We start from the raw sequence: 19,303 nt of genomic DNA on the forward strand, positions 1-19,303 counted from the left end.
CTTGTCACTCCTATCTGGCCAGCCAGCCGCCGTCGACGGGGAGGACGTGACCGTTGACATAGTCGGCGGCCGCCGAGGCCAGGAAGACCGCGGCGCCGACGATGTCGTCCGGCCGCCCCCAGCGGCCGGCGGGGATACGATCCCGGATCGCCGCTTCCCGAGCCGGGTCCGCACGCAGGTCGGTCGTGTTGTCGGTGCTGATGTATCCGGGCGCGATCGCGTTCACCTGAACGCCGTACGGCCCCCACTCGTTGGCCAGCGCTCTGGTCAGTCCCGCGACCGCGTGCTTGCTCGCAGTGTAAGCCGGAACGGTGATCCCGCCCTGGAAACTGAGCAGCGACGCGATCGTGATGATCTTCCCGGTACGGCGTTCCGCCATCGCGGCACCGATCGGCCGGGTCACGGCCCAGGTGGAGTTGAGGTTCACGTCGATCACGTGCTGCCAGTCAGCTGTGGTCGTCTCGGCCGCGGGCGCGCGCCGGATCGTGCCGGCATTGTTGACCAGGATGTCGATGCGCCGTGTCTTTACGAGCTCGGCAGCGGTCGCTTCCACTGCTGATGGATCGGCGAAGTCGGCAGTGATGATCGTTGCCTCGCCGCCGCCGCTGGCCTTGATCGCTTCCAGCGTTTCCTCGAGCGCCGCGTCGCGCGCCATCAGGATCAGCTCGGCGCCCGCAGCCGCGTATCCGGCCGCGATCGCCGCTCCGATTCCACGCCTGGCTCCGGTCACGAGCGCCGTACGGCCTGCCAAACTGAAGGTCACCGCAGATCCCGTACGTCGACGCCGTCCATGTCGGTGAACGTCTGGTTCTCGCCCGCCATCGCCCAGACGAAGCTGTACGACGACGTGCCCGCGCCGGAGTGGATCGACCAACTGGGGGAGATCACCGCCTGCCGATCGGCGACGAGCAGGTGCCTGGTCTCGTCGGGTTCGCCAAGCAGGTGGACGATCCGCTCGGTCTCGGGCAGGCCGAAGTACAGATAACACTCGGTACGACGATCATGCGTGTGCGCCGGCATGGTGTTCCAGGTGCTGCCGGGGTGGAGGGTCGTGACGCCGAGGACGATCTGGCAGCTGCGGACTCCGTCGGCGTGGATGTACTGGTCGATCGTGCGGCGGTTCGCGGTCTGCTGGTCGCCGAGCTCGAGACGGTTGCCTTCGCCGGGTTGCACCAGCGTGGTCGGGAAGTTCGTGTGGGCGGGTGCCGAGAAGATGTAGAAGGCGGCGTCGCTGCCCTCGAAGGTGATCTCGCGGGTGCCGCGACCGGCGTACAGGCAGGCTCCCGTCGTCAGCTCGTACTTCGTGCCGTCGGCGGTGATCGTGCCTGGCTTGCCGACGTTGACGATGCCGGCCTCGCGGCGTTCGAGGAAGTACTCGCTGCGCAGCTCGGGCCAGGTGCTGAGCTCCAGTGGGCCGGTGGCGGGCCGGGCGCCGGCGAGGACGATCCGGTCGTGGTGGGTGAGCACTGCGCTGATCGTGTCGTGGACAAAGAGATTGTCGACAAGGTAGTGCCGGCGCAGCGCGGCGGTGTCGAAGCCGGGGACCTGCTCGGGATGGGTGGCGTGCCTGATCTGCAGAGCTGTCACAGAACCAGGTTCTATCCCACGGAACCAGGTGTCAAACCTTCTCGGCTTTGGAACAGGCACGCGGATTGTTCCGGGTTCCGCCTCTTGACACTCAGTTCTGTTCTCTGGAACCTTCCAGTCATTCGCCCATCGCCCCTGGGAGGAACCCTCATGACCGCAGTGGACTGGACGGTCCTGGTCGGCTATTTCGTGTTGATGGTGCTGATCGGACTCTGGTCGCGCACCAAGATCAAGACGGGGATCGAGTCCACCGACACCACCCTGGTCGTCGCGTTGCCACTGGCAACTTCCTTGGTCGTGTACGTCGGCCTCGGCCTACTGTTGCCGGAACGCCGCCCGGAAGTCGACGAGCTGGTGGCGTCGCTGAACACCGACCCCGACGAGGTCACCGCCCGCCCAACCGCTGTAAACCTTCAACCATAGGAGCGAATCCATGCCAAATATCACCGTCGAACTCCTCTCCGGCCGCACGCTCGACCAGCGCCGCGAATTCGTCGCCGCCGTCACCGAGTCGGCGATCGCCATCCTGAACGCCAAGCGAGAGTCGGTCCGCATCGTCTTCCAGGAGATCGAAACCACCGACGTCGCCAACGGCGGAGTACTCGTCGCCGACGCCTGACGGCTGACGCGGCGGCTGGGTCTCGGCCGTGCGGACCTCCAGCACTCACCAACCTCGGTTCTGCCGATGCAGGGCCGGTCGCGTGAGCGTGAACCCGCGGAGTGGATGCGGGTTGGTGAGTGGCTGGGGTCCGGTTGCTGGAATTGCGGGGCGGGCGTGGCGGACAGCTACTACTGTCTGGGGCATGCGAGTAGGAGTGTTTGGGGCCACGGGTCAGGTTGGCAGCGTCATGCGGGAGCTGCTGGTTGAGCGGAAGTTCCCGGTGGATGAGATTCGGTACTTCGCGTCGGCGCGGTCGGCTGGGAGCAAGCTTCCGTTCGGTGACGTGGAGATCACTGTCGAGGACTCTGCTACTGCCGACTTCAGCGGGCTTGAGCTTGCGCTGTTCTCCAACGGGAAGACTGCGTCGAAGGAGTTCGCGCCGAAGGTCGCGGCGGCCGGAGCTGTCGTGGTCGACAACTCGTCGGCCTGGAGGATGGATCCCGACGTACCGCTCGTCGTCTCCGAGGTGAATCCGGGCGACCTCGAGAACCTGCCGAAGGGCATTGTCGCCAACCCGAACTGCACCACCATGGCCGCGATGCCGGTGCTCGCGCCGCTGCACCGGGAGGCGACGCTCACCCGGCTGATCGCCGCCACCTACCAGGCCGTGTCCGGCTCTGGCGGCGTCGGTGTGAGCGAGCTCGAGGATCAGGCGCGGGCGCTCGCCGAGGCTGGCGGCCGGCTCGCTCGTGGCACCGAGGGCATCACGCTGCCCGAGCCGAAGGTGTACGCCGGGCCGATCGCGTTCAACGTGCTCCCGCTGGCCGGATCGATTGTTGCCGACGGCACCGGTGAGACCGACGAGGAGCAGAAGCTGCGGAACGAGAGCCGCAAGATCCTGCACATCCCGGACCTGCCGGTCGCCGGCACCTGCGTCCGCGTGCCCGTCTTCACCGGTCACTCGCTCAGCATCCACGCCGAGTTCGCGGAGCCGATCACCCCCGAGCGCGCCACCGAACTCCTCGCCGCCGCCCCCGGCGTAGCCCTCGCCGACCTCCCCACGCCGCTACTAGCAGCCGGCCAGGACCCGTCGTACGTCGGCCGCATCCGGCAAGACCAGTCCGTCCCCGACAACCGCGGCTTGGTGTTGTTCATCTCCAACGACAACCTCCGCAAGGGCGCAGCCCTCAACGCGGTCCAAATCGCCGAACTCCTAGCCACCCGCTGAGCCACCTCCGCCGGCCGCAAACAGCTTGATCAGCGCGGGATCTCTTGATGTCGAGAAGGTTGACGTCGAGAGAGGTGGGGTGGAGGATGCCTCTGTGGATACGGAGACCTTGCGGGCTTACGACGTTGGGGCTGGGGAGTATGCCGAGGATTGGGAGACGCAGCCGGCTGGTACTGATCTGCAGGCGATTGTTCGGAAGTACTTTCGGCCTGGGCTGACGGCGGACGTTGGGTGCGGGAGCGGGCGTGATGCCGCCTGGCTGACGGCGAACGGTTTTCCCGCGGTTGGGTTCGAGCCATCCGACGGGCTGCGCGCCGAGGCTGAGCGCCGGCATCCGGAGGTCGAGTTCAGAGCGGCGGCGCTGCCTGAGCTCGACGGGGTCGCCAGCGGCAGCTTCGTCAACGTGCTGTGCGAGACGGTGATCATGCATCTCGAGCCCGCCGCAGTCGCACCCGCCGTACGACGGCTGGTCGACATCCTCAAGCCGGGTGGCGTGCTGTACCTGACCTGGCGGGTGTCGCCCACCGATCAGCGTGACGACGCCGGCCGCCTGTACGCCGCAGTCGACGCGGCCGCAGTCAAGGACGCACTCGGCGCCAGCGAACTCCTCGTGGACGAGGAAGTCACCAGCGCCAGCTCCGGCCGAACCATCCACCGCGTGGTGGTCAGCAAGTCCGCCTGATCCCACAGCGGGGTAGTCGCGATCGACCGGCTCCGGCGGCTCGGGCCAGCTGGACCGAAGCGCTGGAGATCTTCGAGGCGCTGGACCGTCCCGATGCCGAGACGGTCCGCGCCAAGCTCCGCGAGCTTGATCAGCAGCGGTAGAAGTCCTTCACATACACGCCGTTGACCGCACTCAACGTGTGGTCGTAGCAACCGCCGGCTCCAACGGCCTTGTAGCGGACGGTCTGAGTTCCGGTCGCATGCCGCTGATCCCTTGGTACGCCGTAGATCCACGAAGCGCGGCCGTCGTACGTCTCGGTGGTGACGCCGGACGTCGTACGAGCATTGTCGACAATCGACAGGTCGGTGACGACGTCGTACCCGCCGGGGATCGTTGCGTTAGGCAAGAAGCTGATGTAGCCGTTCTTGCCGTAGCCGAGGTCGGTACGTTCGATCTTTCCGCCGGTGCTGGTGGTCGAGATGTCGCGCCAGTTCGCGTCGAGGGTGTCGCGCGACTCGCCCGCTGCCCAGGTGTGGTCCGACTCGTTGCTCAGCGCGCGCTGGACCGTCGTACGGACTCGCCCGGCGGAGGTGTCGACGTAGCCACTGATCTTGAGGCTGCGGGAAGCCTTCATCCGAACGGATCCGGCGTCGCCCGGCGCGCCGGTCACGTCATCGGTCTTGCTCAGCGGCGTCACCGCGTACGACGTGAGCCCGCCATGCGTCTGGCTCCATTTGGCGTCCGTCCACACGTGCAAGTTGGGAACCGTGAACCAGCCGCTCTGACCGGCCGGGACGCCGGCCACGTGGACCCGGAACTCGTGCGCCTTGCCGTCGGTCAGCAGCCCGGCGAACGGCGTGAGGTCGTACGTCAAAGGCTTGATGTCGAACGCGCGCGGCGCCGGCGACGGACGCCAGGCATACGGGTTCGACCAGCCGCCGGTGTAGATGTACGGGTACGGCAGCGCGATCCCGGCCAGCTTGCCGTCGATCGACACCTCGACCTCCCGGTACGGCGATCCGTCCGGGCAGGAGTATCCGGTCGACTCCGGCGCCGAGGTGTCCCAGAACTCCTCGCAGCCGCCGCCGGAGCCGGTGACGTAGATCTCACCGAGCAACCGCGTGGTGTTCCGCGGCAGCGTCGCCGTACCGATCAGGTCGGAGTCCTCGCGGCGCTGATCCTGCAGCGGAAGGACTTCCTGAGCGGTTTTCGCGGCAGGTGCGCCGGGACCGGTGGTGTAGAAGTCGAGCGTGACGGTGATGTCGAGGATGCCGGTGTAGGCTTCGTTGACGACGTTGCCAAGCTCCATCACGACCGGTTGCGCCGTACGCAGCAAGGGGATGTAGGAGCTGACGTCCTTCTGCACGTCCCAGGCGATGCCGTCGGTGCTCGGCTCCGGGGTGGAGGTGCGGAAGACGCCGACGCCGCCGATGGTGATGTGGCCGAGCCGGTCGTACTGGACTCCCTTCACCTCGCCGTGCATCCGCAGCACGACCTTGGACCACGGTCCCTGGCAGGCGGCCGGGGGAGTGTAGGTGGAGGTGTACGGATCGAAGTTCTTGAACTGGTTGCGGACGATCTCGACCGAGCAGTGCTTCGTGTTCGGTACCGCGACCGCCGGGCCGGGCGTCCGCGGGTCGTCGTAGTCAGACCCGAACTCAGACGGCGCCGGAGCGGCGCTCGCGGGGACCAACCTGCCGAGGAGTAGAACGGATAGTGAGATGAGGGCCACTGGCCGGATGCGCATGTTGCGGAAACGTAATGGAGAAGGTGACCACGGGCAAGCGGGTGCCATGGTCACCGATGCCCGCTAGCGATTACCCTCCGGTTACTTGACCCCCGATGGAGGCCAGAGATGACAGTCGCCGATCCCGGCCAGCTCGCGGTGCTGAGCAACCGCAAGGACAACATGGCCCAGATGTTCCTGGACCGGGTCGCCGCGACCCCCCACCGCGAGGCTTTCCGGTACCCGTCGGGTGAGCAGTGGAAGTCACTCACCTGGCGCGAGCTGGACGAGCTGGCGCGCCGCCGGGCGGCCGGGCTGATCGCCCTCGGCGTCGAGCCGGAGCAGCGCGTCGCGGTCGCCTCGAGCACCCGGATGGAGTGGGTCGAGTGCTACCTGGCCGCCGTACTCGCGGCCGCCGCCACGACCACGATCTACCCGACCACGATGGCCACCGACGTCGCCTTCATCGTCGGGGACGCCGATGTCCACGTGGTGTTCGCCGAGGATGCGGGCCAGCTGGACAAGCTGCGTGAACACCGGTCCGAGACGCCGTCGCTACAGAAGGTCGTCCTGATCGACGGCGAGCCTCCGGAGGCCGACGGTGACTGGGTGGTCTCGCTGGCGGCGCTGGACGAGCTCGGTACGAAGTACCTGGAACAGCATGGGTCGGCGGTGGAGGAGCGGCTTGACCAGATCAAGCCCGACCACCTCTGCACGCTGATCTACACCTCCGGCACCACCGGGCGTCCGAAGGGCGTGCGGCTGCCGCACTCGGTCTGGACGTACGAGGGCGCTGCGGTGGAAGGGATCCAGGTCCTGAGCCCGGATGACCTGCAGTTCCTCTGGCTGCCGTTGTCGCATGTGTTCGGGCAGGTGCTGCTCGCCGTGCAGTTCCAGATCGGTTTCGCCACCGCGATCGACGGCCGGATCGACAAGATTGTCGAGAACGCGGCTGTCGTTCAGCCGACGTTCATGGCAGCGGCGCCGCGGATCTTCGAGAAGGCGCACGCCCGGATCGTGACGATGATGGAGGCTGAGGGCGGCGTCAAGGCCAAGCTCTTCCACTGGGCGTTCGGCGTCGGCGAGCGGGTGTCGGAGTTGCGTCAGCAGGGCAAGGAGCCGGGTGGCGCGCTCGCCGCGCAGTTCACGCTGGCCGACAAGCTGGTGCTGTCGAAGATCCGGGCCCGGTTCGGCGGGCGGATCCGGTTCTTCGTCTCCGGCTCGGCGGCGCTCGACAAGAAGCTGGCCGAGTGGTTCCACGCGGCCGGGCTGCTGATCCTGGAGGGCTACGGCCTGTCCGAGACAGCGGCCGGCTCGTCGCTGAACCGGCCCGGTCAGTACCGGCTCGGCAGCGTCGGCCCGATCTTCCCCGGCACCCAAGCGAAGATCGCCGAAGACGGCGAGATCCTGATCAAGGGCCCGGGCGTGATGAGCGGCTACCACAACCAGCCGGAGCAGACCGGCGAGGTGATCGACGCCGACGGCTGGTTCCACACCGGCGACATCGGCCACTTCGACGACGAGTTCCTCTTCATCACCGACCGGAAGAAGGACCTGTTCAAGACCTCCGGCGGCAAGTACGTCGCCCCGCAGGTGATCGAGGGCCGGTTCAAGACGATCTGCCCGTACGCCAGCCAGTTCGTTGTGCACGGCAACAAGCGCAACTTCGTCAGCGCCCTGGTGACGCTCGACGCCGACGCCATCCAGGGCTGGGCCGCCCAGAACGGCCTGGCCGGCAAGTCGTACGCCGAGATCGTCACCTCCGACGCGGCGCACGCGATGGTCCAGGGCTACGTCGACGAGCTCAACCTCGGCCTGAATCGCTGGGAGACGATCAAGAAGTTCACCATCCTCGACCGCGACCTCACCGTCGAGTCCGGCGAGATGACCCCCAGCCTCAAACTCAAGCGCAAGCACGTCGAGAACGAGTACGCCGACGTGCTCGACAAGATGTACGAGTAGCGCGTGCCGACGAACGGGTGGTAGTCGGGCAGATGGAACCGCCACCCGCCTGACCACACCGCGGGCGGGCGACCACTACCCGTTCGTCCGTACGCTCCCACTGCAACGGTTGGCGCCGCTGCCTCGTCCTACAGTGGGAGGTAATCGGGATGAGATGGGCCGGTCTGGTAGCGGTCGCGATGTTGCTGGGTGCATGCGGCAACGAATCTGGAGCGGGTGAGGATCCGACGATGTCTCCGACCGGAAGTAGCTCACGACCGTCCGCGTCGCCAGGGGCCGGTCCGGTGGAACTGGCCAAGGCTGACCTCGTGGCACGTCTGGGCGTCGATGCTGGTCAAGTGACAGTCGTGAGCTCGGAGGAGATGACGTGGAGCGATGGCAGCCTCGGCTGCCCGGAGCCGGGCATGAGCTACACCCAGGCGCTGATCGACGGCTACCGCGTCATCCTCGAAGCCGACGGTAAGCGCTACCACTACCATTCCGGTGGTTCGCGACCTCCATTCCTCTGCGCCGACCCCCAGGGCGGTTGAGAATCAGCCGCGGTGCTGGATGATTGTCCGGTGAGCTCATCCTCTGTGCACAGTAGGTCGGAACCGTTGCGGATAGGTATTGCCGGGATCGCGATCGAGTCGAGTACGTTTTCGCCACACCGGACCACGATCGACGATTTCCGGGTGACACGTGGAGACGAGTTGCTCGCGCGGTATGACTTTCTCAAACCGGGAGACGGGGTCGAGTGGGTGCCGCTGCTGCACGCGGTCGCCGTACCGGGTGGACCGGTCACCGAGGAGACGTACGAGCGTCTGTCCGGGGAGATCTACTCGCGGTTGGCTGACGTGGAGCCGCTGGATGGCGTGTTCATCGACTTCCACGGCGCGATGAGTGTGCTGGGCCGGACCGACATCGAGGCCGAGTTCGTTGCGGGCATCCGCGAGATCGTCGGCCCGGACGTGCTGCTCTCGGCGTCGATGGATCTGCACGGCAACGTGTCTCGTGAGCTCGCGGAGACGCTCGACCTCATCACCTGCTACCGCAAGGCCCCGCACACCGACGCATGGGACACCAGGGAACGCGCAGCGCGCAACCTGGTGGCGCGGCTGCGTTCCGGCGGGCGTCCCCAGAAGGCGTGGGTGCAGGTTCCAGTCCTGCTGCCCGGCGAGAAGACGAGCACGCGGATCGACCCGGCCAAGCGGATCTACGCGCTGGTCGACGAAGTCGAGGCGATGGACGGCGTACTGGACGCGGCGATCTGGGTCGGCTACGCGTGGGCGGACGAACCCCGCTGCCAGGCCGCGGTCGTGGTCACCGGTGACGACGAGACGGTCATCGCCGTACAGGCTCAGCGACTGGCTGAGGCCTATTGGGAGGCACACGACGAGTTCGAGTTCGTCGCACCGACCGGGACCCTCGCCGAGTGCGTCGAGCGAGCAGTCGAGAGTACGGCGCGGCCGTTCTTCATCAGCGACTCCGGCGACAACCCGACCGCGGGCGGAGCGGGCGACACGTCGTGGACGCTCGACGCGCTCCTGCGCACCCCGGCGATCACCGATCCCGGCCTGACCACGATCTACGCCGCCATCGTCGACCCCGAAGTGACCGCGGCTGCCATATCTGCCGGCGTCGGTACGACGGTCAGCGTCGAGGTCGGCGGCAAGATCGACTCCGGCCCGTGCGGGCCCGTATCGCTCAAGGCCGAGGTCGCCGCGGTCGATCCCGCCGAAGGTGTCGCCGTACTGCGAACCGGCGGTCTACACGTCATCGTCACGTCCAGACGCAAGCCGTACCACCTGGAATCCGACTTCACCCAGCTTGGCTTGGAACCACGCAAGGCCGACCTCGTCATCGTCAAGATCGGCTACCTGGAACCAGAGCTCTACGCCATGGCCGCCGACTGGCTCCTCGCCCTCACCCCAGGCGGCGTCAACCAAGACCTCCTCAGCCTCGGCCACCACCACATCGACCGCCCCATGTACCCCTTCGACCCCGACATGCCCACCCCAACCCTCGCCCCCGAACTGCTCTGAGGTCCGATCGATCAGGAATCAAGAAGCGTCGTCCTGGAGCCGGAACTAGCGTCGAGGTATGTGCATGAACAGGCCTACGACTACAGGAGTGACGATGTCCACTGAGGGAATCAAGACTGTGCTGCACCCGGTTTCGGATTTGGAGAAGGCGAAGCAGGTGTACGCCGCGCTGCTCGGGATGCAGCCCACCACCGACTCGACCTACTACGTCGGCTTCGAGGCCGCCGGCCAGCAGATCGGCCTCGTCCCCGGCGGCGGCCCCCAGGCCATGACGTCGCCGGTCGCCTACTGGCACGTCACCGACATCGAAGCCAAACTCGCCGAAGTAACCGCCGCCGGCGCGATCATCAAAGAACCCGCCCACGACGTAGGCGGCGGCCGCCTGGTAGCCACCGTCACAGACCCCGACGGCAACGTACTCGGTCTCCTTCAAGACACCTGAAGTCAGCTGACCACGGCGCGCTACCACAGATTCGCGGCGATCGCGTTTCGAAAAGGTCCGTACGATGGTCGGGTGCCGTCGACACTGCCCGAGGGGGAGGTTGCGCCCCGGGACGGGTCGCTGCCGCAAGCCGCCGTCGCCGAAGCCGCCACCAGGCCGCTCGGCTTCTACCTGCACGTGCCCTTCTGCGCGTCCCGCTGCGGGTACTGCGACTTCAACACCTACACCGCGAAGGAGCTCGGCGGCGGTGCGTCCCAGGCGTCGTACGCCGACACCGCGATCAAGGAAGTCCGCCTCGCCCGGCGGGTGCTCGACGACAGGCCGGTCGACACCGTGTTCTTCGGCGGCGGTACGCCGACCCTGCTTCCGGCGAAGGACCTCGGGCGGATGCTGGCCGCCGTACGCGAAGAGTTCGGGCTGGCGCCGGACGCGGAGGTGACGACGGAGGCGAATCCGGAGTCGGTCGACCCGCAATACCTCGAGGAGCTGCGAGAAGCAGGCTTCACCCGGGTCAGCTTCGGCATGCAGAGCGCCTCATCGCACGTCTTGAAGATCCTCGACCGGCAACACACACCCGGCCGAGCGCTGCAGGCGGTCAAGGAAGCGACGGCGGCCGGCTTCGAGCACGTGAACCTCGACCTCATTTACGGCACGCCGGGGGAGTCGCTCGACGACTGGCGCGCCTCGCTCGAGTCGGCGCTGTCCGCGGAGCCCGACCACGTCAGCGCCTACGCGTTGATCGTCGAGGACGGCACCCAACTCGCCCGCCGGATCCGGCGCGGCGAACTCCCGATGCCGGACGACGACGACCTCGCCGACAAGTACGTGCTGGCCGACGAGCTGCTCACCAACGCGGGACTCGGCTGGTACGAGGTCTCCAACTGGGCGCGGACCGAGGACGCCCGCTGCCGGCACAACGAGATCTACTGGCGCGGCGACACCTGGTGGGGCATCGGCCCCGGCGCACACAGCCATGCCGGCGGCGTCCGGTGGTGGAACGTGAAGCACCCCAGCGCGTACGCCGAGCGCATCGACGCCGGGGTGAGTCCGGCGTACGCACGGGAGACGCTCGACGACGAGACGCGTCGCGTGGAGCGGGTCTTGCTGGAGATCAGGCTGGCGGCGGGCCTGCCGCTCGACGTACTCGACGAGGCTGGGCGAGCCGCGGCGGCCGACATGCCGGAGCTCGTCGTACAGCGGGCTGACCGGCTCGTGCTCACTCCGCGTGGTCGGCTGCTCGCCGATGCGGTGGTCCGCGACCTGCTCCCCTGAAACAGGTCTGTGCCGCAAACCCAGCAAACTCCCAGCTAGTGGTGCATTCGGTGACGGGCATGCGACACTTCGTGACGACACGCCAGCTCCAGCCGAGCCGTGTCTCAGAGTGACGGCACGGTGCTTGACATATCTGGTTGAGGCCCTCGAAACTCAGCACACTCTCGCGATCCGAGAGCGCTCTCCCCTCAACTCCGTCCAGTTCCTGGGAGCAAGCCATGCGGCCTTGTGCCGGCTATCGCCCCATAGCAGTGCTGCTCGCCTGTGGCGCGGTCCTGCTCGCCTCCGCCTGCGGTGCGGCCGGCGGATCCGATGCCTCGGGCAACGATGAGGACCAGCCCAGGGTCGAGCTCACGATCGCGACGTTCAACGAGTTCGGGTACGACGATCTCTACCGCGAGTACGAGGCCCTGCACCCGAACATCAAGATCGTCGAGCGCAAGGCGCCGACCGTCGACGCGCACATCAAGAACCTGGACACCAACTTGGCCGCCGGGTCCGGGATGGCCGACATCGAGGCGATGGAGGTCAGCTGGATCTACAACTATCTGGCCAAGGCGGACAAGTTCGTCGACCTGCGCGAGTACGGCGCCGACGACCTGAAGGACCGCTGGCTGGACTGGAAGGTCGCCGGCGCGACCACGCCGGACGGGAAGATCATCGGCTACGGCACCGACATCGGGCCGGAGGCGATCTGCTATCGCAAGGACCTGTTCGCGAAGGCCGGGCTGCCGACCGACCGGGCCGAGGTCGCCAAGCTGTTCCCGGATTGGTCGTCGTACTTCGCGACCGGGCGGAAGTTCAAGCAGAAGGTGCCCGGTTCGGCCTGGTACGACTCCGCGGTGCTGACCTGGGAGGCGATGCGCAACCAGTTGATCCAAGCCTACTACTCGAACCAGGACCGCTACCTCGGCGCCGAGAACCCGCTGCTGAAGAAGACCTGGGACCAGGTCGTCCAGGGCAGCGCGGACGGGCTGTCCGCGAAGCTGCCGGCCTGGAGCGACGCCTGGAACAAGGCGTTCCGCACCGATGCGTTCGCGACCATGGCTTGCCCGGGCTGGATGCTCGGCGTGATCCAGGGGAACGCGGGCAGCTACGGCAAGGGCAAGTGGGATGTCGCCGATGTGTTCCCTGGTGGCGGCGGCAACTGGGGCGGCTCGTACCTGACCGTCCCGACACAGTCGACGCAGCCCGAAGAGGCGGCCAAGCTGGCGGCCTGGCTGACCGCGCCGGAGCAACAGGTCAAGGTCTTCAAGAAGATCGGCTCGTTCCCCTCCACCTTGGACGCGTACGACGACCAGCAGGTCAAGTCCCAGGTGAACCCGTACTTCAACAACGCGCCGGTCGGCCAGATCTTCGTCAACCGGGCCAAGAACGTCATCCTCAAGCAGCACAAGGGCCCTCGCGACGGCGCGATCAACCAGGTCTTCAGCGCCGCACTGACCCGGGTCGACGACGGCAAGCAGAACGCGGACGCGGCCTGGAAGCAGGCGCTTGAACTCGCCGACAATGCCGCGAACACGCGAAAGCAGGGCTGAACACGTACTAAGTTGTGAACGCGGCACAGATTCGAGACCCGGGAGGACCGATGAAGGAATCTGGTTCTCCGACCTTGGAGCAGGTTGCGGCGCTGGCGGGAGTGTCCCGCGCCACTGTCTCGCGCGTTGTGAACCGATCGCCGAAGGTGCTGCCGGACACGGTGGCCGCGGTCGAGCGCGCGATCGGTCAGCTCGGCTATGTGCCGAACCGGGCCGCTCGGGCGCTGGTGACCCGTCGTACGGATTCGGTTGCCTTGGTGGTGCCGGAGCCGGACAGCCGGGTGTTCTCGGATCCGTTCTTCGCCGGGATGCTGCGCGGGGTGAGCCGGACGCTGGCGCCGACCTCGTCACAGCTGGTGCTGTTGATCGAGCCGGCCGAGGGCGACGACCAGCGGCTGCTGCGGTACCTGCGCGGCGGGCACGTCGACGGCGCGATCATCATCAGCCACCACTGGCGCGACAACGTGTTGCAGGAGCTGGCCCAGTTGCCGCTGCCGATCGTGTTCAGCGCGCGGCCGCTCGGCGTCGACGTACCGGTGGCGAGTGTGGATGTGGACAACGTCGCGGGGGCGCGTACGGCGGTTGAGTACCTGCTCTCGCTCGGGCGTCGCAAGATCGGCACCATCGCAGGCCCGCTGGACATGACGGCCGGACTGGATCGGCTGACCGGCTACAAGGAGGTTGTTTCGGAGGCCGGGCTGACCGAAGCCGTTGCCTACGGCGACTTCACGGCCGACGGTGGTGAAGCGGCTGCTCAGCAGTTGTTCGACCAGCATCCCGACCTGGACGGGCTCTTCGTCGCGTCCGACTTGATGGCGACCGCGGCCCTTCGCGTGTTGTCGCAACGCGGCCGCCGGGTGCCGCAGGATGTCGCGGTGGTCGGCTTCGACGACTCGGTCATGGCGACAACCACGACGCCAAAGCTCACCACGATCCGCCAGCCGCTGGAGAAGCTGGGCGCCCGGCTGGCCGAGATCGTCCTGGCGAAGATCGGCGGCGCCGAGCTGACCAGCCCAGAGATCTACGACACGGAGCTCATCATCCGCGACTCGGCCTAGGGTGGGTCGTTCTCGAATTGGAATTGCACCCGGATCGAGCTGTCCAGCGGTATGACGAGCGTGGTGTTCGACGCGGTCCAGTTCTGCGGGACCAGGAAGAGCCGGTTCTCCCCGACGACGAGCAGCCGCAGCCCGCGATAGCGGTAGTTGAAGGTCTGACCGGCCCCCGGCCGCAAGGCCGTCTCCTCCAGCCCCGGTGATCGCAGCGCCAGCTTCTCCTTCGTATCCAGAATGACCACCGGGAAGCGGTCCAAATGACGCGCATCCGACTTCGCCAGCCCGCGTCCCGAGTACTGCGCCGTCGTCGCCGTAGCCCAAAACGCACACGTGACCGTGACGAGCGCGAGCAGCACGATCAGGACCCGCGGGCTGCCGCCCTCCGGATCAAGCTTGCGCCGCTGGTAAGCGATGTAAGCGAGCGCGGCCGCCGCCAAACCGATCACCCCCGGTACGACGAGGGCGTAGTACGGCATCTCACCGAGGAAGGGATAGAGGAGCAGCCCGAGCACACCCAGGAGGAGTACGACGCCCGCGACGATGCGAGCTCGTCGTACGCCGGTCTCGGACGGGTGGATCGCGTTGTGCAGCAGCAGGCCGCCGACCGCGAGCAGGGTGATGACGAGCAGCGGGACCAGGAGCGGCTGCGGGCTGCGCATCACGTAGTCCTGCGTACTCAGGCCGATGGTGTCGACGTCGATACCGAAGTACTCGTACTGCGATCGGGCGGAGACGTAGCCGAAGTAGAACAGCAGCGCGCTGATCAGCGTGACCGGGGTGACGATCCCGGCCGCGAAGTTCACCCAGCGCTCGGCCTGGGACCGCTCCTCCGCCATCCGTCACCCGTCCGTCGGAGTCGTGTCATCCGGCGACGGCTGCTCCGAGGGCGTCTCACTCGTCGGTGTCTCGATGATGTCCGGGAAGAAGGAGATCTGGGTCTTGCCGAAACCCTTGGCCAGACTGTCGCAGTCCTTCTGGGTTTCGCAGGTCGCGGACACCTTCATGATCAGATCGACCTCGTCGTCATGGTTGGCGATCTGCCGGGCGCCGACGTAGCACGGTGTGAAGTTGTCCGACTGCCACTTGACGCCGGTACACGGCCGTTTGTCGTCCGCACATGCCGACTGATCGAGCACGAAGACCTTCTCGACGGCGAGGTGGAACGACTCGACGGTGATCGTCGTACCGTCGGGCAGCGGCTTCCGGCCGAGCCAGTTGACGATCGCGCAGTGGTTGACGCCGTCGACATCGGGGTTGTCGCCGCCGATGGGTGCGTTGGCGATGTTGATCGACGGCTTGTCGATCTTCGTGCCCGTGGACTCCGGCGTGGTCGGCTCCGGGCTCGGCTCGCCGGTCGACTCCGTGACGGTCGGAGCGATGGTCGAACCGCCACCGTTCGTTGTGTCCGAACACCCCGCCACCAGTACGGCGAACGCCGCAACCGCCAGCACTTTCCTGAACATGACGACCACCCCTAGCCACCAGAATGACTCTGGGTGGTGTCCTTGTCACCACCGTGGTATCCCTGACACAAAGAGGGGGGATCCATGACCGATCACGAGATCCGGATCGCGCTGGTCCTGAACGGTGGGGTCAGCCTCGCCGTGTGGATGGGTGGGGTGACTCACGAGCTGGACCTGATCCGCCGGGCGTCCGGTCCGAAGGGCGCGCCGGGGCCGCAGCCGTACGACGAAGTCCTCACCCAAAGGTGGCGCGAGCTGTGCCGCCGCGGTGACGAACGGCGGCGGGTGGTGGTCGACGTCATCGCGGGTACGAGCGCGGGCGGCCTGAACGGATCGTTGCTGGCGACAGCGATCTCGAACGGCTCGACCCTCGACCCGGACGGCTCGCGCGGACCGTGGCTGCGGCAGAAGTGGGTGGGGCTGGGGTCGCTCGAGGTGGGCAAGCTGGTGCCGTCGGCCGGTGCGAAGTCGTCGTCGGTGCTCGACGGCAAGTACTTCCTGCAAGAGCTGCAGAGCTTGCTCAAGGGCGTCGCCGACGCGGGCGAGCCGGCCGCCGAGGAACCCGTCACCTTGTTCGTCACGGCGTCCGGGCTGGGCGTCCAGCAGTTCGAGGCCACGGACGCGGCCGGGCAGCGATTCGTCGTACCCGATCACCGGTACCTGTTCCGCTTCACGAGCGAGAACGCGGCAGAGTACGACGGTGTCAGCCGGAGGTTCAGCGAGGTCGAGAAGAACGGGCTGAAGGACACCGAGCTGCTGGCCCGCGCGGCCCGTGCCTCCGCATCGTTCCCGGCCGCGTTCGGACCGGTGCTGGAGACGCCGAAGCTGGCTGCGTCACCGCCGCGCATGCAGCCTTCGATCGCGAAATCCGGTGCCTGGCTGGTCGATGGCGGCGTACTGGACAACGCGCCGTTCGGGCCGGTGCTCGATGTCGTGGCGCGGCGTCCGGTGGCCGGACGAGCCAGTCGATATGTGCTGTACGTCGTACCGCAGGCAGGGATCGGGAGTGCGTCGACGGCGCTGCCTGGTGCGAAGGAGCCCAGCTGGCGAGTGTCGGCGTTGTCTGCCGTGCAGTTCCCGCGCGAGGTGGACTTCCGGTCCGACGTCGAGCAGCTCGAGCGGTTGCTGATGGAGGCGGACGCGTCCTGGTCCGACACCCAGCGACTCTTCGATCGTTGCATCGAGCAACCAGACGAGCGGGAGCGGCTGCGGGCGGCGGCCAAGGCCTTGCAGCCCACGTACTCGCGGGGCCGGGCGGCCGGCGGCGTGTGGGAAGCGGTGACGATCGCGAGCGAGGAGCATGCGACCGTGCTGGACGCGAAAACCGCGCTGTCCGAGGCCGAGATCGACGAGATCCTGGCGACCGAGCATCCTTGGGTGCCGGCGCCGGACGGGTCGACGGCGGCGTTGCAGCATGATGCCGAAGGCAACCCCAGTTGGTTGTGGGGGACCGGCGCGGCCGAGCGCGTCGTACGGCTGATCCTTCGGTCGCTGCGGACGCGGATCGGCGCGACACCGCCATCGGAGCGGGACGAGCTCGAGCGGCGGCTGAAGGCGACCAGCGACTGTCTGCTGAAGACGCAGGCGGTGCGGGACGCGCTGAACGAGAAGCTGGCGAAGGCCGACCTCGACCTGCGCCCGGCCGGTGGTGCCGAGGCGGTCGCGGTCGGGCTGAACGACATCTTCAAGGAGTTGCAGATCCAGCGAGCGCTCGGCGATGCCTTCGCCGACCTGATCGCGGCCGTCGGCTGGGAGCTGGTCGACACCGCGCTCGAGGTCGAGATCGTGTCGCGGTGTACGTCGGCGCGGACGCCGCAGCAGCGGAGTGCGCCGTTCCAGTTCCTCCGGCTCGGGCCGGACATCCCGCTGACGCTGCTGGACGAGCTGCAGGAAGGGTCGATCGCCAACGATCTGAAGGACCGCATCCTGTACGGGACGCAGGTCGGGCACTTCGGTGCGTTCGGCGCGGCGGACTGGCGGCGGTGGGACTGGCTGATGGGCCGGCTGCATTGCGTCGCCCACCTGGGCGCGATGCTCGGCGCCGATCCGGACTGGATCCGGGAGACGCAACGGCAGGTGCTGGAGGCCGAGGACTGGAAGATCGAGAAGGTCGCCGAGCGGATCCAGCGGCTGGCCGACGACTTCCCGGCCGACGCCGGTCTCGCCGCGCTGACGACGATGCGCGACGAGCTGAACCAGTCGACCGAAGGCCGCGCCACCACCAAGGGCCTGGCCGACCGGATGGTCGAGGTGTCCGGCGGTCTCGGGCCGCAGGTGGGCGACTGGATCAAGGCGACAGCTGGCCGGAAACATCAGCCCGGGTCGTGGTTGCTGCGGAGTGCGCGATGGTTCACCGAACCCGCTCGTGACACCATGTGGAGCCGGGTCGTGCGCAGCCCGAAACTGACGCCGGCTCGACGCCCGCTGCTCTTCCAGCAGTGGTTGCCGTTGGCAGCTATCGGCCTGGGCGTGGTGCTGCTGGTGGTGGCTGCGGTCGTCGACGTGGCCGTCGTACGGATCATCGCGGCTCTGCTGGCCGGGCTGGTGATTGCTCTGGGCGCGGTGCTTGGGGTCGTGACGTGGTTCATCGGCCGGACCCGGGACCGGATCCGGGCCTGGATCGAGATCCGGATGCCGCCGATCAGTCCAGAGTCACGAAATCGATGAGCTCCTCCACCCGGCCGAGCAGGGCCGGGTCCAGGTCGGCGAAGCTGTTCACCTTGGACAGGATGTGCTTCCACGCCGCGGCGACGTCGGCCTGGTCGGTCGCGGGCCAGCCGAACGTCTGCAGCACGCCTTTCTTCCAGTCCTGCCCGTGCGGGATCTTCGGCCACGCCTTGATCCCGACCGAAGACGGCTTGACCGCCTCCCAGATGTCGATGAACGGGTGGCCGACGACGAGCACGTGCTTGTTGGTCACCTGCGCGGCGATCTTCGACTCTTTGGAGCCTTCGACCAGGTGGTCGACCAGTACGCCGAGACGCCTGCCGGGGCCGGGCTGGAAGCGGTTGACGATGCCGGGGAGGTCGTCGACTCCTTCTAGGTACTCGACGACGACGCCTTCGATCCTCAGATCGTCGCCCCAGACCCTTTCGACCAGCTCGGCGTCGTGGCGGCCTTCGACGTAGATGCGGCTGGCTCTGGCGACCTTCGCGCGTACGTTGTCGACGGCCACCGAGCCGGATGCAGTGCGGGTCTTCTTGGCTGGGGCGGCTTTCTTCGGGGCTTTGAGGCTGACGGGTTTGCCGTCGAGCCAGAAGCCGGGGCCTAGGGGGTAGGTCTTGATTCTGCCGTGGCGGTCTTCTAGGTCGACCACGCCGTGCTCCCAGCGGACTACGGCGCCTACGAAGCCGGAGCTCGGCTCTTCGACGACCATGCCTTTTTCTAGCTCGACCTCGACGGTCCGGCCGTTCTTCGGCTTCCGCCAGTCCCCGGACAGCACGTCGTTCCCATACCGATCAGCCACCGGACAACCGTATGTCTTCGACGGCTGGCTTACTGGTCAGCCACACACGTCTGGGGTGCTGTTTGCTCGTTTGGTGCGGGTTTGTCTCGCGTTTAGATGGAGGTGATTTGCCGCGGGCTTCGCTGCGTGAGTGTGCTGGTCGGGGTGGTGGGCGTCAAGGGCGCGTCCTTCGTCGGCGTCGCTGCGCGATCTTCGACCCTTGACTCCCACCACCCCGACCAGGAAGGACGCAGCTATGCGAAGCCCGCGGGGAGCTGTAGCCCGGGGCCGGGGTG

18 protein-coding genes are annotated in these 19,303 nt (G+C 67.2%); 12 read left to right on the forward strand and 6 right to left on the reverse strand.

The genetic code is table 11. The features are described from left to right. Window positions 1-10: 10 nt before the first annotated feature. Window positions 11-763: an SDR family oxidoreductase gene (locus EV646_RS25750; protein ID WP_132152847.1), complete on the reverse strand. Its 753-nt coding sequence runs from the start codon at window positions 761-763 to the stop codon at window positions 11-13. Next, the gene (gene kduI / locus EV646_RS25755) at window positions 760-1,587 is read right to left on the reverse strand and encodes a 5-dehydro-4-deoxy-D-glucuronate isomerase (protein WP_199237191.1); all 828 of its coding nucleotides are present in this window, start codon (window positions 1,585-1,587) and stop codon (window positions 760-762) included. The genes EV646_RS25750 and kduI overlap by 4 nt, the downstream gene beginning before the upstream one ends. 150 nt (window positions 1,588-1,737) lie before the next feature. On the opposite strand from kduI, the gene EV646_RS25760 reads away from it, so the two are divergent. From EV646_RS25760 to EV646_RS25775, 4 genes are all read left to right on the forward strand, one after another. After that, window positions 1,738-2,010, forward strand: a complete 273-nt coding sequence (locus EV646_RS25760; RefSeq protein ID WP_199237192.1) for a hypothetical protein — start codon at window positions 1,738-1,740, stop codon at window positions 2,008-2,010. A 10-nt stretch (window positions 2,011-2,020) separates the two neighbouring features. Further along, complete coding sequence (locus EV646_RS25765) at window positions 2,021-2,206, forward strand: tautomerase family protein (RefSeq protein ID WP_132152849.1); 186 nt, start codon at window positions 2,021-2,023, stop codon at window positions 2,204-2,206. Window positions 2,207-2,390: 184 nt separating this feature from the next. Continuing rightward, complete coding sequence (locus EV646_RS25770) at window positions 2,391-3,416, forward strand: aspartate-semialdehyde dehydrogenase (protein ID WP_132152851.1); 1,026 nt, start codon at window positions 2,391-2,393, stop codon at window positions 3,414-3,416. 94 nt (window positions 3,417-3,510) lie between these two features. Continuing rightward, entirely contained in the window at window positions 3,511-4,098 is a 588-nt protein-coding gene (locus EV646_RS25775) for a class I SAM-dependent methyltransferase (RefSeq protein WP_132152853.1), read from the forward strand. Between the two features lie 130 nt (window positions 4,099-4,228). Here the strand turns inward: EV646_RS25775 and EV646_RS25780 are convergent, their stop codons facing one another. Further along, on the reverse strand, window positions 4,229-5,827 hold the full coding sequence (locus EV646_RS25780; protein ID WP_132152855.1) for a peptide-N4-asparagine amidase: 1,599 nt from the start codon (window positions 5,825-5,827) through the stop codon (window positions 4,229-4,231). A gap of 108 nt (window positions 5,828-5,935) precedes the next feature. Here EV646_RS25780 and EV646_RS25785 point away from each other — a divergent pair, with 108 nt between their 5' ends. From EV646_RS25785 to EV646_RS25815, 7 genes are all read left to right on the forward strand, one after another. After that, window positions 5,936-7,768, forward strand: coding sequence for an AMP-dependent synthetase/ligase (locus EV646_RS25785; protein WP_132152857.1), 1,833 nt, complete (start codon window positions 5,936-5,938; stop codon window positions 7,766-7,768). Between the two features lie 338 nt (window positions 7,769-8,106). After that, window positions 8,107-8,298: a hypothetical protein gene (locus EV646_RS25790; protein WP_132152859.1), complete on the forward strand. Its 192-nt coding sequence runs from the start codon at window positions 8,107-8,109 to the stop codon at window positions 8,296-8,298. A gap of 45 nt (window positions 8,299-8,343) precedes the next feature. Next, a complete protein-coding gene (locus tag EV646_RS25795; RefSeq protein ID WP_199237207.1) occupies window positions 8,344-9,792 on the forward strand; it encodes a M81 family metallopeptidase in 1,449 nt (482 codons plus the stop codon). Window positions 9,793-9,886: 94 nt separating this feature from the next. Continuing rightward, the gene (locus EV646_RS25800; RefSeq protein WP_132152863.1) at window positions 9,887-10,234 is read left to right on the forward strand and encodes a VOC family protein; all 348 of its coding nucleotides are present in this window, start codon (window positions 9,887-9,889) and stop codon (window positions 10,232-10,234) included. A gap of 72 nt (window positions 10,235-10,306) precedes the next feature. Next, entirely contained in the window at window positions 10,307-11,506 is a 1,200-nt protein-coding gene (gene hemW, locus EV646_RS25805; RefSeq protein WP_132152865.1) for a radical SAM family heme chaperone HemW, read from the forward strand. A gap of 218 nt (window positions 11,507-11,724) precedes the next feature. Then, window positions 11,725-13,044 (forward strand): ABC transporter substrate-binding protein, encoded by a 1,320-nt coding sequence (locus EV646_RS25810; RefSeq protein ID WP_132152867.1) that lies wholly within the window; start codon window positions 11,725-11,727, stop codon window positions 13,042-13,044. A 50-nt stretch (window positions 13,045-13,094) separates the two neighbouring features. Next, window positions 13,095-14,102 carry a LacI family DNA-binding transcriptional regulator gene (locus EV646_RS25815; protein ID WP_132152869.1) on the forward strand — a complete coding sequence of 336 codons (1,008 nt, stop codon included), beginning with the start codon at window positions 13,095-13,097 and terminating at the stop codon, window positions 14,100-14,102. Here the strand turns inward: EV646_RS25815 and EV646_RS25820 are convergent. Both EV646_RS25820 and EV646_RS25825 read right to left on the reverse strand, forming a co-directional pair. Next, complete coding sequence (locus EV646_RS25820; RefSeq protein WP_132152871.1) at window positions 14,099-14,935, reverse strand: hypothetical protein; 837 nt, start codon at window positions 14,933-14,935, stop codon at window positions 14,099-14,101. The two genes, EV646_RS25815 and EV646_RS25820, sit on opposite strands and share 4 nt — an antisense overlap. A gap of 3 nt (window positions 14,936-14,938) precedes the next feature. Beyond that, window positions 14,939-15,562 carry a hypothetical protein gene (locus EV646_RS25825; RefSeq protein WP_132152873.1) on the reverse strand — a complete coding sequence of 208 codons (624 nt, stop codon included), beginning with the start codon at window positions 15,560-15,562 and terminating at the stop codon, window positions 14,939-14,941. Between the two features lie 84 nt (window positions 15,563-15,646). Here EV646_RS25825 and EV646_RS25830 point away from each other — a divergent pair, with 84 nt between their 5' ends. Further along, window positions 15,647-18,229 (forward strand): DUF3376 domain-containing protein, encoded by a 2,583-nt coding sequence (locus EV646_RS25830; RefSeq protein ID WP_132152875.1) that lies wholly within the window; start codon window positions 15,647-15,649, stop codon window positions 18,227-18,229. Here the strand turns inward: EV646_RS25830 and EV646_RS25835 are convergent. After that, entirely contained in the window at window positions 18,204-19,028 is an 825-nt protein-coding gene (locus EV646_RS25835; RefSeq protein ID WP_132152877.1) for a DUF3097 domain-containing protein, read from the reverse strand. The genes EV646_RS25830 and EV646_RS25835 overlap by 26 nt on opposite strands. Window positions 19,029-19,303: the final 275 nt, after the last annotated feature.

This window comes from Kribbella antiqua (genome assembly GCF_004345665.1).
Lineage (GTDB): Bacteria > Actinomycetota > Actinomycetes > Propionibacteriales > Kribbellaceae > Kribbella > Kribbella antiqua.

Bases quoted from the DNA above. Each gene is read 5' to 3' on its own strand.
- EV646_RS25815 (WP_132152869.1), top strand. From the start codon at position 13,095: ATGAAGGAATCTGGTTCTCCGACCTTGGAGCAGGTTGCGGCGCTGGCG.
- EV646_RS25800 (WP_132152863.1), top strand. From the start codon at position 9,887: ATGTCCACTGAGGGAATCAAGACTGTGCTGCACCCGGTTTCGGATTTG.
- EV646_RS25825 (WP_132152873.1), bottom strand. From the start codon at position 15,562: ATGTTCAGGAAAGTGCTGGCGGTTGCGGCGTTCGCCGTACTGGTGGCG.
- EV646_RS25820 (WP_132152871.1), bottom strand. From the start codon at position 14,935: ATGGCGGAGGAGCGGTCCCAGGCCGAGCGCTGGGTGAACTTCGCGGCC.
- EV646_RS25765 (WP_132152849.1), top strand. From the start codon at position 2,021: ATGCCAAATATCACCGTCGAACTCCTCTCCGGCCGCACGCTCGACCAG.
- EV646_RS25785 (WP_132152857.1), top strand. From the start codon at position 5,936: ATGACAGTCGCCGATCCCGGCCAGCTCGCGGTGCTGAGCAACCGCAAG.
- EV646_RS25830 (WP_132152875.1), top strand. From the start codon at position 15,647: ATGACCGATCACGAGATCCGGATCGCGCTGGTCCTGAACGGTGGGGTC.
- EV646_RS25780 (WP_132152855.1), bottom strand. From the start codon at position 5,827: ATGCGCATCCGGCCAGTGGCCCTCATCTCACTATCCGTTCTACTCCTC.
- EV646_RS25770 (WP_132152851.1), top strand. From the start codon at position 2,391: ATGCGAGTAGGAGTGTTTGGGGCCACGGGTCAGGTTGGCAGCGTCATG.
- EV646_RS25810 (WP_132152867.1), top strand. From the start codon at position 11,725: ATGCGGCCTTGTGCCGGCTATCGCCCCATAGCAGTGCTGCTCGCCTGT.
- EV646_RS25760 (WP_199237192.1), top strand. From the start codon at position 1,738: ATGACCGCAGTGGACTGGACGGTCCTGGTCGGCTATTTCGTGTTGATG.